The following is a 15,647-nucleotide window of genomic DNA, read 5'->3' as shown; positions in this document are numbered from 1 at the left end:
ACACGATGACGCATCCCCGATTGCAGCTCTTTGGCATCACCAAGGCCTATCCGGGCGTGGTGGCCAACAGCGACGTCTCCCTCACCGTTATGCCCGGCGAAACCCATGCGGTGCTGGGTGAAAACGGTGCCGGCAAATCCACCCTGATGAAGATCATCTACGGTTCAGTCAAACCCGACGCCGGAGAGATCCGCCTGAACGGCCAACCGATCCACATCCGCAATCCCAAGGAAGCGCGGGCCAATGGCATCAGCATGGTGTTCCAGCACTTCAACCTGTTCGACACCATGACGGTGGCAGAGAACGTCTGGCTGGGCCTCACCCGCACTTCGCTGGAGCAGGTGACCGCGGCCATCGTGGCCAAGGCCGAGGAATACGGGCTGGATATTGACCCGGCGCGCCCGGTCCATACCCTGAGCGTGGGTGAAATGCAGCGGGTCGAAATCATTCGCGCTCTGTTGACGCGCCCGGAGCTGCTGATTCTGGATGAACCTACATCGGTGCTGACGCCGCAGGCCGTGGAAAAACTCTTCGTGGTGCTCAAGCAGTTGTCGTCGGAGGGCTGCAGCATCCTTTACATCTCGCATAAGCTGCACGAGATCCGCGAGCTCTGCACGGCCTGCACCGTGTTGCGCGGCGGCAAGGTCACCGGTGTGTGCAATCCGCAGGAGGAAAGCAATGCCTCGCTGTCGCGCCTGATGATTGGAGCGGAGCCGCCGCAACTGCAGCACGTTGCCCAGCCTACGGGTGAGGCCCGCTTGACGGTACGCAACCTGAGTTTGCCGCGTGAAGATCAGTTCGGCGTGGATCTGGAAGGTATCAACCTGGAAGTGCGTGCCGGTGAGGTAGTGGGCATTGCTGGCGTTTCGGGCAACGGCCAGAAGGAATTGCTGTATGTGCTCTCCGGAGAAGATTGCCGCTCTCCCGCGGGCAGCATTCGGATGGGCGACAAGGATGTGTCGTCCGTACATCCGGGCGGGCGGCGCAAGCTGGGCCTGCACTTTGTGCCGGAGGAGCGCCTGGGGCGTGGCGCAGTGCCTACGCTGAGTCTGGCCCACAACCTGCTGCTCACGCGCACGGGTTCCATCAAATACCCCGGCTTTGCCGGTGGCTGGATTCAGGTGAAGAAGCTCGAAGAGCACGCGGCCAGCATCATCAAGTCTTTCAATGTGAAGGCCAACGGGCCCACCGCGGTGGCGCGCTCGCTGTCGGGCGGCAACCTGCAGAAATTCATTGTGGGCCGCGAAATCGATGCCAAGCCCACGCTGTTCATTGTGTCGCAGCCCACCTGGGGTGTAGACGTGGGTGCGGCGGCACAAATTCGCGGTGAAATCCTGGCCATGCGCGATGCCGGATGTGCGGTGCTCGTGGTGAGTGAAGAGCTGGAAGAACTGTTCGAGGTGAGCGACCGCATGCACGTGATAGCGCGTGGCAAGCTGTCGCCTTCGATACCGATTGCAGAGGCGACCGTGGAAAAGATTGGCGAATGGATGAGTGGTTTGTGGTCAACAGAGGAGGGCCCCGACGCCGGGCCGCCCCAAGGCGGGGCAGCCCCCCTCGGGGGGGCTGCGACCCGCGCAGCGGCGGAGCGTGGGGGGCAACATCATCATGCTTAAGCTGGAAGCCCGTCCCCAGCCGTCCAGTTTCTGGAGTTATGGCTCGCCCTTGCTGGCCCTGTTGTGCACCGTGGTGATCGGTGTGATCCTGTTCGTGCTGCTGGGCAAGGACCCGGTGCGCGGTCTGCAGATATTCTTCTGGGATCCGCTCAAGTCCGGCTACGCGCTGGGCGAATTGGTGGTCAAGGCGACACCGCTGCTCCTGATCGCATTGGGGCTGGCAGTCTGCTTTCGCTCCAATGTCTGGAACATCGGTGCCGAAGGCCAGTACCTGATTGGCGCGGTGGCTGCCAGCGGCGTGGCGCTGCTGGCCGACAAGACTAGCAGCACGTTGATCGTCATTCCCATCTTGTTGGCGGGCGTGCTGGGTGGCATGCTGTGGGCCGGAATCGCGGCGCTGCTCAAGGACCGTTTCAATACCAATGAAATCCTGGTCAGCCTGATGCTGGTGTATGTGGCCATCCAGGTGCTGGGCTACCTCGTTTACGGTCCCTGGAAGGACCCCAATGGCTACAACTTCCCACAGACCAAGAACTTTGAGCTGGCAACCCACATTCCGCGGCTGTTCAACGGCTCGCGCATGACGATAGGTGTGCTGTTTGCACTGGTGGGCGTGGCGGGCATGTGGGTGTTCCTGTTTCGCACGCGGGCAGGTTTTGCGCAGCAGGTGGGTGGACTGGCACCGGCGGCATCGCGCTACGCAGGCTTCTCTTCACGTGGCGCCTTGTGGACTGCGTTTCTCATCTCCGGCGGTATGGCCGGGCTGGCCGGTGCGCTGGAAGTTGCAGGCCCGATCGGCCAGCTCACACCCTATGTGCCGGCAGGCTACGGGTTTGCCGCCATCATCGTGGCCTATGTGGGGCGCTTGCACCCGGTAGGCATGATGTTCTCGGCCATTCTGATGAGCATGTTCTATATCGGCGGTGAACTGGCGCAATCGCGACTGGGCCTGCCCAAGTCCTTGACCGGTGTGTTCCAGGGCTTGCTGTTGTTTACCCTGCTGGGGTGCGACACGCTGGTGAATTACCGTCTGGTGTGGAAGCGCACCGTTGGAGCCAAATAATGGATTCTTCCTACGCACTGCTGATTGCGGCCACGCTGAATGCGGGCACCGTGCTGGCGATTGCCTCGCTGGGTCTCTTGATCAATGAAAAGGCCGGTATCGTGAACCTGGGTGCCGAAGGCGTCATGCTTTGCGCGGCGATTGCCGGGTTCGCCACGGTGGTGGCCACGGGCAGTGACCTGATGGGTTTTCTGGCTGGCATTGCCGTGGGCGCCCTGATGGCGGGTGTCTTCGGGGCACTGGTGATCTGGCTCAACACCAACCAATACGCCACCGGACTGGCCCTGAGCCTGTTTGGCTCCGGTTTCTCTGCGTTTGCGGGCATTCGCTACGTGCAGGAAAAAATCCCCGAGCGGCCCCAGTTTGAAATTCCCTTCCTGTCGGACATTCCCTTTGCGGGCCCCGCGCTGTTCAGGCAGCATCCGCTGGTGTACCTCACCGTGGTGTTTGCCGGTGTGCTGATCTGGTTCCTCTACCGCACCCGTGCGGGGTTGATCCTGCGCAGCGTGGGTGAGAGTCCCGAATCGGCCCATGCACTGGGCTATCCGGTACGGCTGATACGCCTGGGCGCAGTGATGGCCGGCGGCGCCCTGTGTGGCCTGGCGGGTGCCTATATCTCCATCATCTATACGCCCCTGTGGGTGGAGGGCATGGTGGCCGGCAAGGGCTGGATTGCGCTGGCGCTCACCACCTTCGCCACCTGGCGTCCGGCACGGGTTTTGCTGGGTGCCTATCTGTTTGGAGGCGTGACCATGTTGCAGTTCCATTTGCAGGGCATTGGGGTGGATATTCCAAGCCAGTTCCTGAGCATGTTGCCGTACCTGTCCACCATCGTGGTGCTGGCACTGATTTCGCGTAACCCACGCTGGATTCGTATTAACATGCCAGCTGCCATTGGCAAGCCGTTCTACCCGGGCTCCTGATTTCCCAACCGTAAGACTCCGTTTTTTAAAGAAGGAATAGACATGACAGATTTGCAGAAACGTTCGTTGCTGAAAATAGCGGCGCTGGGCGCTGTAGCTAGCGCCGTGCTGGTTGGCTGTGGCAAAAAGGAAGAAGCGCCTGCGCCGGCACCAGCCCCCGCTCCGGCCGCTTCTGCTCCTGCTCCCAAGCCCGAGCCACTGAAGATCGCCTTCGCCTACGTCGGCCCTGTGGGCGACGGTGGCTGGACCTTCGCACATGACTCCGCCCGCAAGGCACTCGAAAAGGAATTTGGCGACAAGATCGTCACCTCCTTCGTGGAAAACGTGCCCGAGTCTGCCGATGCTGAACGTGTCATCCGCGACATGGCGACCCAAGGTAACAAGCTGATCTTCGGCACCACCTTTGGCTACATGGAAACCATGCTCAAGGTCGCTCCTGACTTCAAGGACGTGAAGTTCGAGCACGCCACCGGCTACAAGACCGCTGACAACCTGCGCACCTACGACAGCCGCACCTATGAAGGTGCCTACATGGCTGGTGTGATCGCCGGCAAGATGACCAAGAGCAACGTGCTGGGCGTCGTGGCTTCCGTGCCAATTCCTGAAGTGATCCGCAACATCAACAGCTTCACCTTGGGCGCGCAAAGCTCCAATCCCAAGATCAAGACCAAGGTGGTGTGGGTGAACGAATGGTTCAATCCGCCCAAGGAAACCGAAGCCGCTACCTCGCTGATCAATGGCGGTGCGGACATCCTGTTCCAGAACACCGACTCTCCCGCGGTTCTCAAGACTGCACAGGACAAGGGCAAGCGCGCATTCGGCTGGGACTCTGACATGACTGCCTATGGTCCCAAGGCTCACCTGGCTTCCAGCGTCATTAACTGGACTCCCTACTACATCAAGGCCACCAAGGATGTGCTGGAAGGTACCTGGACGACCGGCCAAAGCTGGTGGGGTGTGAAGGAAGGCGCGATCGACATCGTCTCTATCGCTGAAGACGTGCCTGCCGAAACCAAGGCCAAGATCGACGAAGTCAAGAAGGGCCTGACCGACGGCTCCTTCGCCATCTGGAAGGGCCCCATCACCGACAACACCGGCAAGGTGCAGCTGAAGAAAGACGAAGTGGCTGATGACAAGTTCCTGGGTGGTCTGAATTTCTACGTCAAGGGCGTGGAAGGCAAGATCCCCGGCGGCAAGTAATCCATTGGGTCGCTGACAAGGGCCGCCTTCGAGCGGCCCTTTTTGATTGGGCAGACAGACAACATGATGGAAAAAGAACTGTGGCATCCGGTGGCGCTTCGCGAGTCGGTCACCGGCGCGCCCCTGGCTGGCGTTCTGCTGGCGCAGCCGCTGGTGCTCTGGCGCGATGGACAGGGCAGGGTGCAGGCCTGGGCTGACCAATGCCCGCACCGCGGCGCCCGCCTGTCGCTGGGGCGGGTCTGCGAAGGCCGGCTGGAGTGTCCCTACCATGGCTGGCAGTTCGATGCCGTAGGCCAGTGTGTGCACGTGCCCGCGCTGCCGCAGTTTGTTCCACCCGCTACGCATGCTGTCAAAACCTTTGCCTGTACCGAGCGCAATGGCTTGGTCTGGGTGCGTCTGGCCGGATCGGGGGACGCAGCCTTGCCCGCATTCGCAGCAGAAGACGACGCGCAGTTGCGCAAGGTCAACTGCGGCCCGTATGACGTGGCCGCCAGTGCGCCGCGCATCATCGAGAACTTTCTGGACATGGCGCACTTTGGCTTTGTCCACGAGGGCTGGCTGGGCAGCCGCGACGTTGCGCAAATTGCCGAATACGCCGTTGAGGCAACGCCCACTGGCTTGCGCGCTACCGGCTGCAAGGCCGTGCAGCCGCAGAGCAACCTGCACTCCACGACGGCTGCGGAAGTGGCCTATACCTACGAGGTGACTGCACCCTACACGGCGCAGCTCACCAAGGTGCCCGACGCGGCCAGCGTGGCATTGCAGGGTTACCGCGAGTCGATCGGTCTGTTCATCTGCCCAGTGACTCCCGAGCAAAGCCGGGTCTGGTTCCGGCTGGCCGTGGCCGATTTCACCTCCCCCGACCAGGTGCTGCGCGATTTCCAGCACACCATCTTCACGCAGGACCAGCCGGTGCTGGAGTCGCAGAGCCCGAAGCGCCTGCCGCTGGATTTGCGTGCAGAAGTACATACTGCGGTGGACAAGGCATCTTCCGCCTATCGCCGCTTCTTGAAGCAGCAAAACGTTTCCTTTGGAGTTATCCCATGAACCCTGTGCGCACAGTCAAACCGGTGGCTGCTGATCGCATGCCCGCGCTTCTGCGTGCCATGCCCAAGGCCGAACTGCATATGCATATCGAGGGCTCGCTGGAGCCCGAGCAGATGTTTGCCTTTGCCCAGCGCAATGGCGTGGCGCTGAAATTTCCCAGTGCACAGGCGGTGCGCGAGGCCTACGTGTTCGACAATCTGCAGAGCTTTCTGGACATCTACCACGCGGGCACGCTGGTGCTCAAGACCGAGCAGGACTTCTACGACATGGCTTGCGCCTACCTGCAGCGCGCGCAGGCCGACAACGTCACCCACACAGAGCTGTTTTTCGACACACAGACCCATACTGGCCACGGCCTGAGTGCCGAGATCGTGGTCAACGGACTGCATCGCGCCTGCATGGACGCGCCTGCCAAGTTCGGCATGACGGCGTCTCTCATCCTGTGCTTCTTGCGCCACTTGAGCGAAGAAGAGGCTTTCGAGTGCCTGGAGCAGGTGCAACCGCTGCGCGACAAGATAGTGGGCATTGGCCTGGCCAGCAGCGAAGTCGGCCATCCACCGGAGAAGTTCGCCAAGGTGTTTGCGCGTGCACGCCAGTTGGGCTACCGCCTGGTCGCCCATGCGGGTGAAGAGGGCCCGCCGGCCTATATCTGGAGCGCGCTGGATGTGCTCAAGGTGGAGCGCATCGACCATGGCGTGCAGTCCATGCAGGACAAGGCCCTGATGCAGCGCCTGGCCCAGGACCGCATTCCGCTCACCGTGTGCCCGCTGTCCAACCTCAAGCTCTGCGTGTATCCATCGCTGACGCAGCATGCCATTGGCCGCATGCTGGAAGCCGGCATGGTGGCCACCATCAATTCCGACGACCCGGCCTATTTCGGCGGCTACATCAACGAGAACTTCACCCAGACCTTTTCAGCATTGCAGTTGGGCGCGCAACAGGCCTACCAGCTCGCGCTCAACAGCTTCGACGCTAGCTTCATCGAGCCCAGTGAGCGCGCGCGGCATATCGACAAGCTGAATGCAGTGTTTGACTCCTTCCAGTAAATTGGCAGCCATGAAAGCCTATCGCGCCTCCCTGCTCTGGTTCGCTCCCCACAGCGAGGGCCCGGTGCAGGCCCTGTACGAAGAAGACGGCATGCTGGTGGTGGGGCCGGATGCCAAGGGTCTGCAGGTCGTGCAGGCCATCGGTCCCTGGCGCGAGGTGTCGGGCCGCTACGCACATGTGCCGGTCGAAGACCTGCGCGGGCGCATCATTGCCCCGGGCTTTGTGGACCTGCATGTGCACTTCCCGCAAACCAATGTGATCGGCTCGCCCGCCAGCGGCTTGTTGCCCTGGTTGGAGAACTACACCTTCCCCGAGGAAAAGCGCTTTGCCTCCATCGAGCACGGCGCCGAGGGCGCGCAGTTCTTTGTGGACGAGCTGCTGCGCAACGGTGTCACCACGGCGCTGGCTTTTGCAACCTCGCACACGGCCTCGGTCAACGCGCTGTTTGCCGAAGCGCAGGCGCGGAGCATGCGCATGATCACCGGCCTGTGCCTGATGGACCGCCATGCACCGGCCGACCTGCTGAACCAGCAGTCCGCTGGCGGCCATGTGGACGCCACTCTGCAAAGCCTGATGGACAGCGAGGCGCTGATCCACCACTGGCACGGCAAGGACCGCCTGGGCTACGCCATCACGCCACGCTTCGCTCCTACCAGCACCGACGCGCAATTGCGCGGGGCAGGGGAGCTGGCCGCACGCTACAGCGACGTCTGGATCCAGTCCCACGTGGCTGAGAACAAGGACGAGATCGCCTGGGCACGCGAACTGTTTCCCCAGTCCCGCAGCTACCTGGCCACCTATGCCGACTTCGGCCTGATGCGCGAGCGCGCGGTGTATGCGCACTGCATCCACTTCGACGACGATGACCGCGCCCTGATGCGCGATACCGGCTCCAGTGCCGCCATCAGCCCAACCAGCAACCTGTTCCTAGGCAGTGGCTTCTTCGATTACGAAGGCGCCGACCGCGTCGGCTTTGGCTACGGCCTGGCCAGTGACGTAGGCGGCGGCACCAGCTTCAGCCCGTTCCACACCATGCTGGCGGCCTACTACGTGGGCCGCGAAGGCCAGACCAAGCCAGGGTTGTCCTTATCACCGCAGCACCTGTGGTGGCAGCACACGGCGGGAGCAGGGCAGGTCCTGGGCGTCAAGAACGAAGCCGGGCAGTCGATTGTTGGCAATCTGCTACCAGGCTGCGAGGCGGACTTTGTGGTGCTCAATCCCAAGGCCACGCCGTTGCTGGCGCGCAAGACGGCGCTGGCCTCCAATCTGGATGAGTTGCTGTTCTCCATGATTGTGTTGGGGGATGACCGGTTAGTTGAGCGCACGGTGATTTCGCAAGGGCCTTCGGCGTAATCAGACGAACAACCCTCTTGGCTATTGCCACTGCGTACAATCAAGCCCCCTACAGGAGTTGAGCCCCATGAGCATCAAGAGCGACAAGTGGATACGCCATATGGCCGAAACCACCGGAATGATTGAACCGTTTGAGCCGGGTCAAATCCGCCAGCGCGACGGCCAGAAAATCATCTCCTACGGCACCAGCAGCTACGGCTACGACATCCGCTGCGCACCCGAATTCAAGGTCTTCACCAACATCCACAGCACCGTGGTCGACCCCAAGAACTTCGACGAAAAAAGCTTCGTCGACTTCCACGACGATGTCTGCATCATCCCGCCCAACAGCTTTGCCCTGGCCCGTACCCTCGAATACTTCCGTATTCCACGCAATGTCCTTACCGTTTGTCTGGGCAAAAGCACCTACGCCCGCTGCGGCATCATCGTCAACGTCACCCCGTTCGAACCTGAATGGGAAGGCTATGTGACCTTGGAGTTTTCCAACACCACACCGCTGCCCGCCAAGATCTATGCCGGTGAGGGCTGCGCCCAAGTGTTGTTTTTTGAGAGCGACAAGGACGACGTCTGCGAGATTTCCTACAAGGACCGCGGCGGCAAATACCAGGGGCAGGTGGGCGTCACGCTGCCCAAGGCCTGATCTGCTGCCAATACCGTTTCGACCAGTCGCTGGCCGAAAACCGGGCATTGGAGGATAATGCGGGTTTGCCCCTAGCCTTGGGGGCGCCCTGCTATCGGATGGATAGCTCACATTTTGGCTATGCCTTAACCGTTTGAATACTGAACTGAATTCCCCCTCTGAGACCGTCTCCCCCGCAGCCAACGCTGCCCCTGAGAGCACCGTCCATTCCAACGTCCTGACCCAGGACACCCCCGTGATGGCTTTTGCCCAGCTGCAGTTGGCTGCCCCTATTGCACGTGCGGTGGCCGAGATGGGCTATGAGTCCATGACGCCGATCCAGGCACAAGCCATTCCCGTGGTGCTCGCCGGGCGCGACGTCATGGGCGCGGCCCAGACTGGAACCGGCAAGACCGCCGCGTTTGCCCTGCCGCTGTTGCAGCGCATGATGAAGCACGAAAACGCTTCCACATCCCCCGCGCGTCATCCGGTGCGCGCCCTGGTGTTGCTGCCCACGCGTGAGCTGGCCGACCAGGTGGCCCAGCAGGTCAAGCTGTACGCCAAGTACACCAACCTGCGCAGCGCCGTGGTGTTTGGCGGCATGGACATGAAGCCGCAGACGCTGGAGCTCAAGGCCGGCGTGGAAGTGCTGGTGGCCACCCCAGGCCGTCTGCTGGACCACATTGAAGCCAAGACCGCCGTGCTTAACCAAGTGGAATACGTGGTTCTGGACGAGGCCGACCGCATGCTGGACATCGGCTTCCTGCCCGACCTGCAGCGCATCCTGTCGTACCTGCCCAAGCAGCGCACTACGTTGCTGTTCTCGGCGACGTTCTCACCCGAAATCAAGCGCCTGGCCAATAGCTACCTGCAAAACCCGACCTCCATTGAAGTGGCGCGTTCCAATGCCACCGCGTCCACCGTGGAGCAGCACTTCTACAGCGTCAACGAAGACAGCAAGCGCCACGCCCTGCACCAGATCCTGCAGAGCCGCGGCATGAAGCAGGCCTTTGTGTTTGTGAACAGCAAGCTGGGCTGTGCCCGACTGGCCCGTTCGCTGGAGCGCGAAGGACTCAAGACTGCAGCCCTGCATGGCGACAAGAGCCAGGACGAGCGCCTCAAGGCACTCGAGGCCTTCAAGAAGGGCGAAGTGGATTTGTTGGTGTGTACCGACGTGGCAGCGCGCGGCCTGGACATCAAGGACGTGCCTGCGGTGTTCAACTTCGACATCCCCTTTAACGCCGAAGACTATGTGCACCGCATCGGCCGTACCGGTCGTGCCGGTGCCTCCGGTCTGGCCGTGAGCTTTGTCGGTGGCAACAACGATGCGCGCCTGGTGGCGGATATCGAAAAGCTCATCAAGAGCAAGATCGAAATCGAGGCGCTGGAGTTCGACGAAGACCTACCCGACATCCGCAAGCAAGGCCGCATCAACGATGGTCGCCGCATGTACCACGAAGACGGTGGCGACAATGGCCGAAGCGAACCGCGCCGTGACGCCCGCCCAGAAGGACGTGGCGATGCGCGCAGCGAGAGCCGTGGTGGCCGCAGCGAAGGCCGACGCGAGTATTCCCGTCCGGCGCCGGCTCCGCGTGATCCGTTCTTCGACAAACCCTATGAAGCACCGGCAGCAGACGCCGCACCTTCCTGGGAGGCTGCAGCCAAGCCAGCGACCCGCAGCATATCGGCCAACATCAAGCCCAAGCGCAAGGTGGCAGCACTGTTCAAGTCGGAGTGACAAACGGGCCCTTGGGGCCCGTTTTGCTGTGCGGCCATTGCGGGCTTATTCGCCCGGCTTTTGCGCCTGCTCGCACTGCACCTGGATTAGTTCCGCATCCCACCCCTGTTGCAGGGGCGTGACGCGCATGGCGCTCAGGCAACCACCCCACACACAGCCGGTATCCATGGACAGCACATCCCCACGGTCGAGATGGCCCAAGGTGGACCAATGGCCGAACGCGACCGTACTCTGCGCCGTGTGGCGTCCGGGCACATCAAACCACGGCATATAGCCTGGCGGGGCGGTCGTGCCGCTTTCTCCGAATTCCATCGTGCCCTGCGGCGTGCAGAAACGCATGCGGGTGAGGGCATTGACCACCACGCGCAGCCGCTCGGCTCCCTGCAGCGCTTCATCCCAGGACGCAGGTGCATTGCCATACATGGTGGCAAAGAAGTCCGCCACCGTATTGGAGCGCAGCGCAGCTTCCACCTCGCGTGCCAGCTCCAGGGTTTGTGCCGCGCCCCATTGCGGCAGCACGCCGGCGTGCACCATCAGCATCTCGCGTCCGCCCCATTGCTCCAGCAGAGCCATGTTCTGGTGGCGCAGCCACTCCAGCATGGCGTGGCGGTCGGGGGCTTGCAGAATGCACTGCAGTGTGTCCTTGCGCCCGGGCTTGCGTGCGCCGTAGGAAACGGCCAGCAGGTGCAGATCATGGTTGCCCAGCAGGCAGCGGGCCGAAGCGCCATAACCCATCAGGCGGCGCAGTACCGCGTCCGACGCCGGGCCGCGGTTGACGAGATCTCCAAGAAGGTAGAGCGTGTCGCGGCTGGGCGAGAAGGATATTTTTTCCAGAAGACGCTGCAATGCGGCATCGCAGCCTTGCAGGTCACCGATCATGTAAAGTGCCATGTCTACATTTTCGCTGAAGGCTGCATGGACTTTTTAGTCATTCTGGTGCTCACGTTGCTCAACGGCGCGTTCGCCATGTCGGAGCTGGCGCTCACCGCCAGCAGGAAAGTACGCTTGCAGACCATGGCCGACGAAGGCGACGCAGGGGCCAAAGCGGCGCTGGAGCTGCTGGACAACCCGACGCAATTTCTCTCTGTCGTGCAGGTGGGTATCACCGGCATCGGCATGTTGAACGCCGTGGTGGGCGAGGCCGCCTTTGGTGACGGTTTGGCAGACGTACTGGAACGTACCTTCGCCTTGTCGCACAAAGCATCCGGCGTGACCTCCACGGTGCTGGTGGTCACGGCCATCACCTTCATCACCATTCTGTTTGGTGAACTGGTACCCAAGCGCATCGGGCAACTCTACCCGGAGCCGGTGGCCCGTGTGGTGTCGCGCCCCATGCTCTGGATTGCGATTGCGGCCAAGCCCTTTGTGCGCCTGCTGTCGCTGTGTACCCATGGCATGCTGCGCTTGCTGCAGATCGACACCAGTGACAACCGCGCCGTGACCGAGGCCGAGATTTCCGCCAGCCTGGAAGAAGGCGTGGACGCCGGCATCATCGAAGAACATGAGCATCAGATGGTGCGCAACGTGTTCCACCTCGATGACCGCACGCTCACCTCCATGATGCTGCCGCGCTCCGACATCGAGTGGCTGGACGCCAGCAGTACCGTGGCCGAAGCGCTGCAACAGGCCAGTGGCGCAGCGGAGAAGAACCCGCACTCCTGGTACCCGGTGTGCCGCGGTTCGCTGGACGACGTGGTGGGGGTGGTCAGTGTGGCGCGCATGCTGGAGCGGGGTGTGCGCTACCCCTACGGCATCGGTGCACTGGTGGAGCCGGCGGTGTATGTGCCCGAGACGTTGACTGGCATGGAACTGATCGAGCAGTTCCGCACCAAGGCCGCCCGCATGGTGTTTGTGGTGGACGAATACGGCGTGGTGCAGGGCCTGATCACGCCTCACGATGTGCTGGAGGCCATTACCGGAGAGCTCAAGCCAGAGGTGCAGGAAGAAGCGTGGGCCACCCAGCAGCCCGACGGCTCCTGGCTGCTGGACGGCCTGATGCCGGTGGCGGAACTCAAGTCGCGTCTGGATATCGAGCAGGAACTGCCCCATGAAGACCGCGGCCGCTACAACACGCTGGCCGGGTTGCTGATGACGGTTTCCGGCCACATGCCTTCAGTGGGCGAAAAAATTGTCTGCGCCCAGTGGCGCTTTGAGGTCAAGGAACTTGATGGTCGGCGCATCGACAAAGCGCTGGCCTGGCATCTGCCCCAGGGGCCTGTCAAGCCCTAGAGGCGACCCGCCAGGCGGTAGGCGGCAATACCAATGCATTCGTGCAGCAGCAGCTCCCACTGCTCCGCGCCGCTACGCAGGGAATAGCTTGTCAGCGGCGTCAGGCCGCCCGTGCGAAAGTCTACCGGATAGGGCGTTACCTTCCAGCCAGCCTTCTCAAAGGTGCGCAGCGAGCGCGGCATGTGCCAGGCGGAGGTCACGAGCAACCAGCGCTTGCTGGTATCCACGCCGGGTAGCTCCTTGGTAAAGAGGGCGTTTTCATAGGTGGTGCGGGATCGGTCTTCCAGCGCAAGGGCCTCTGTAGGCAGTCCCATGCTGGTGAAGAAATTGCGGGCCCGCTCGGCTTCGCTGGGACCGGTGCCAAACAGTTCACCTTCACCGCCGGTGAACACCACCCGCAAGGCAGGATTGCGGCGCCAGAGCGCAAAAGCGGCTGTCATGCGTTCCGCACTGGAGTTGAGCTGAGGCAGCGCATGGTGCGCACTGACCCGGCCTGACTCCAGCGCACCGCCCAACACGATGACGCCCGCATAGCCACTCAGGTCGGCTTGGGCCCCCAGCTCCGGGTACTGGTCTTCCAGTTGGCTGAGCAACGCGTCCGGCAACGTGGTTATGCCACTTAGCGCCAGCAGAACCGTGCCACAGGCCAGCAGTCTGCGGGCAGCACGGGGTTTGTTTTTGCCGAGGTAGCAGGCCAGTGCCAATAGCAGCAATACCCCGTTCAAAGGCTGTGCAAGAAGATTGAGGAGCTTGGAAAAGAACAACATGGGATAAGCTGTAGCCGGATGCTAGCAGCAAGAAAGGCCGATAAAGCGGTCCGTGTCGCCTTCTGGATGCCATATCCGTGCCTCTGCCGATAAAATCTCTACGAACAATCAGAATCGTTCCATGCGCAAAATTTCCGCCAATGAAGATGTCATGACCACCCGCGAAGCCGGGGAAACCCTGGGCGTGGCCGTTCGCACCGTGCAGCTGTGGGTGGAAGCGGGAGTTTTGCCAGCTTGGCGTACTGCGGGTGGACACCGGCGGATTGCCCGAAGCGCTGTCGAAAAACTCATGGCCGAGCGTCAGCACGACCTGAGTCCCGTCAACGGCACCGCAGCAGCGGTTCCCACGGCACTCAAGTTGCTGCTTGTGGAAGACGACCCGCACCTGCTGCGCTTGTTCAGCGGCGTAGTATCCGGTTGGCCGTTCCCGGTGGAGCTGACGACTGCAACCAACGGCTTTGACGGGCTGGTGCGCATTGGCGAGAAGCGTCCGGACATCGTGGTTTCAGACTTGGTCATGCCCGGCATGGATGGATTCGAGATGTTGCGCGCCCTGACCAAGCCCGACTCGGCTTTCGCCGGGCTCAAGTTGCTGGTGATTTCGGCATTGAGCACGGACGAGATCAATGAGCGCGGTGGATTGCCCGAAGGCGTTATCTGTTTTCAGAAGCCTGTGAACTACGCCAAGCTGGAAACCCTGGTGCACAAGCACTTCACCGATAAGCTGCAACGCGTTGCGCTGAACTGAGCCACCGAAGCCTTATCGGGGGCTGTCGGGCTGAGAGGTGTTGCGTACCCGCAGCGCGCCAGGCACCCCGAGCTGCGGATGCAACTGGCCAGCAATCGCCCAACCCAGCAGCAGTGCACATCCTCCCGCGGCAAACACGCCCGACACTGTGGTGAATTGCAGCACTGCCCAGGCCAGCGCCGGCGACAGAATCCCCGACACATCGCGAAAGCTCGAGTACACCGCCGACATTTCCGTGCGTTCCGAAGGTTTAACCGACATCAGGAAGGGTAGACCGGCGCACACATCCAGCAGCACCAGGCAGTAGGACCCCAGAACCAGTATGGCGATGGTGGCCCAGGGCAAGGGCGACACCAGGGTAGCCAGCACAAAGCAGGTTGCGCTGCACAAAAACGCCGTACGCATGGCGCGGCGTACCGAAGTGCTTTGAACCCAGCGGTACATCAGCGGCGCAGCAATCAGGCCCATGTTGGCAAGTGACGTAGCCACACCACCCACCTCATCGCCCAGGCCGTTTTGCACTGCGAAGATGCCCAGATACACAAAGTAGAACCACCAGCCGCACGAGCGTATGACGGCAAACAGCCAGCCACCGATCAGGCGCGGCTGCACAAAGAAGCGCTGCAAATACACCAGTGGATTGGAAGCTCCGGAGCGCTGTCGGGACATGGCGCGCCCATTGCCCAGCCGCAGGTACCAGATGAAACCCAGAATGGCCGCAGCGCCCAACCCAGCCAGCAGGAATGGCGTGCCGTGCCAGACCGGCAGCAGCTGCACCCCCAGCGCCGGGCCCAGCACCCAGCCTGGTGCACCGTAAAACATGCGCAGGGATTCCAGCCGTGCAAAGTCCGTCTTGGACACATGGTCCAGCACATAGGCGTTGAAACAGACAAAGGAAGTGGCCGCTGCCAGGGTGTTGCACATCAGCGCTGCCGTGACCCATTTGCCGCCCAACATGCCAAAGCCAGCCGACACCACATACAGGCTCACACCCAGGGTGTAGACCCAGCGGCGTTGCATATGTTGCGTCAGCAAAGGCACACCCAGCGCCGTGAGCAGCGACAGCACGCCCACCACGAAGTAGATTTCCGACACCACCTGCGCATCATTCCACGCGCGGTACATCAGCAAAGGGTAGGCCGCCAACGTGGCGCCACGCACCAAAGCTTCCAACCCGGCAATCAGCGCAAACTCACGCACGCCCGGTTCAACGGGCGGACGTACAGGTGTGGCGATGGGGGATTCGGAACTCAAGACAGATTGTTTTTTGAGGAAGCAGAAGTATCGCACCGCGGCC

14 protein-coding genes are annotated in these 15,647 nt (G+C 61.9%); 11 read left to right on the top strand and 3 right to left on the bottom strand.

Features of this window, described 5'->3' with window-relative positions; translation table 11 throughout:
• Nucleotides 1-5 precede the first annotated feature (5 nt).
• From AC1RMF_RS19255 to AC1RMF_RS19215, 9 genes are all read left to right on the top strand, one after another.
• Entirely contained in the window at nt 6-1,616 is a 1,611-nt protein-coding gene (locus AC1RMF_RS19255; RefSeq protein WP_493143621.1) for an ABC transporter ATP-binding protein, read from the top strand.
• Complete coding sequence (locus AC1RMF_RS19250) at nt 1,609-2,679, top strand: ABC transporter permease (RefSeq protein WP_493143619.1); 1,071 nt, start codon at nt 1,609-1,611, stop codon at nt 2,677-2,679. Before AC1RMF_RS19255 ends, AC1RMF_RS19250 begins: the two co-directional genes overlap by 8 nt.
• Nucleotides 2,679-3,602 (top strand): ABC transporter permease, encoded by a 924-nt coding sequence (locus AC1RMF_RS19245; RefSeq protein ID WP_493143617.1) that lies wholly within the window; start codon nt 2,679-2,681, stop codon nt 3,600-3,602. The genes AC1RMF_RS19250 and AC1RMF_RS19245 overlap by 1 nt, the downstream gene beginning before the upstream one ends.
• A gap of 42 nt (nt 3,603-3,644) precedes the next feature.
• A complete protein-coding gene (locus AC1RMF_RS19240) occupies nt 3,645-4,802 on the top strand; it encodes a BMP family ABC transporter substrate-binding protein (protein ID WP_493143615.1) in 1,158 nt (385 codons plus the stop codon).
• 63 nt (nt 4,803-4,865) lie between these two features.
• Nucleotides 4,866-5,849 (top strand): aromatic ring-hydroxylating dioxygenase subunit alpha, encoded by a 984-nt coding sequence (locus AC1RMF_RS19235; RefSeq protein WP_493143613.1) that lies wholly within the window; start codon nt 4,866-4,868, stop codon nt 5,847-5,849.
• 5 nt (nt 5,850-5,854) lie between these two features.
• Complete coding sequence (locus AC1RMF_RS19230) at nt 5,855-6,895, top strand: adenosine deaminase (RefSeq protein WP_342621113.1); 1,041 nt, start codon at nt 5,855-5,857, stop codon at nt 6,893-6,895.
• Nucleotides 6,896-6,905: 10 nt separating this feature from the next.
• On the top strand, nt 6,906-8,249 hold the full coding sequence (gene guaD / locus AC1RMF_RS19225) for a guanine deaminase (protein ID WP_342616631.1): 1,344 nt from the start codon (nt 6,906-6,908) through the stop codon (nt 8,247-8,249).
• A gap of 67 nt (nt 8,250-8,316) precedes the next feature.
• Nucleotides 8,317-8,889, top strand: coding sequence for a dCTP deaminase (dcd, locus tag AC1RMF_RS19220; RefSeq protein WP_342616632.1), 573 nt, complete (start codon nt 8,317-8,319; stop codon nt 8,887-8,889).
• A 238-nt stretch (nt 8,890-9,127) separates the two neighbouring features.
• On the top strand, nt 9,128-10,606 hold the full coding sequence (locus AC1RMF_RS19215; protein ID WP_493143611.1) for a DEAD/DEAH box helicase: 1,479 nt from the start codon (nt 9,128-9,130) through the stop codon (nt 10,604-10,606).
• A gap of 45 nt (nt 10,607-10,651) precedes the next feature.
• Here AC1RMF_RS19215 and AC1RMF_RS19210 read toward each other — a convergent pair whose 3' ends face one another.
• Nucleotides 10,652-11,497, bottom strand: a complete 846-nt coding sequence (locus AC1RMF_RS19210; protein ID WP_493143609.1) for a symmetrical bis(5'-nucleosyl)-tetraphosphatase — start codon at nt 11,495-11,497, stop codon at nt 10,652-10,654.
• Between the two features lie 24 nt (nt 11,498-11,521).
• On the opposite strand from AC1RMF_RS19210, the gene AC1RMF_RS19205 reads away from it, so the two are divergent.
• Nucleotides 11,522-12,835, top strand: a complete 1,314-nt coding sequence (locus AC1RMF_RS19205) for a hemolysin family protein (RefSeq protein WP_342616635.1) — start codon at nt 11,522-11,524, stop codon at nt 12,833-12,835.
• Here the strand turns inward: AC1RMF_RS19205 and AC1RMF_RS19200 are convergent.
• A complete protein-coding gene (locus AC1RMF_RS19200) occupies nt 12,832-13,602 on the bottom strand; it encodes a YdcF family protein (RefSeq protein WP_493143608.1) in 771 nt (256 codons plus the stop codon). The two genes, AC1RMF_RS19205 and AC1RMF_RS19200, sit on opposite strands and share 4 nt — an antisense overlap.
• A 121-nt stretch (nt 13,603-13,723) precedes the next feature.
• On the opposite strand from AC1RMF_RS19200, the gene AC1RMF_RS19195 reads away from it, so the two are divergent.
• The gene (locus tag AC1RMF_RS19195; RefSeq protein WP_342616637.1) at nt 13,724-14,350 is read left to right on the top strand and encodes an excisionase family DNA-binding protein; all 627 of its coding nucleotides are present in this window, start codon (nt 13,724-13,726) and stop codon (nt 14,348-14,350) included.
• A 12-nt stretch (nt 14,351-14,362) separates the two neighbouring features.
• Here the strand turns inward: AC1RMF_RS19195 and AC1RMF_RS19190 are convergent, their stop codons facing one another.
• Complete coding sequence (locus AC1RMF_RS19190; protein WP_493143607.1) at nt 14,363-15,604, bottom strand: MFS transporter; 1,242 nt, start codon at nt 15,602-15,604, stop codon at nt 14,363-14,365.
• Nucleotides 15,605-15,647: the final 43 nt, after the last annotated feature.

The organism is Rhodoferax sp. GW822-FHT04A08, from assembly GCF_058801025.1.
Note: the sequence above shows the minus strand (reverse complement) of the source record. Positions and strands in the feature narration are given on the sequence as shown.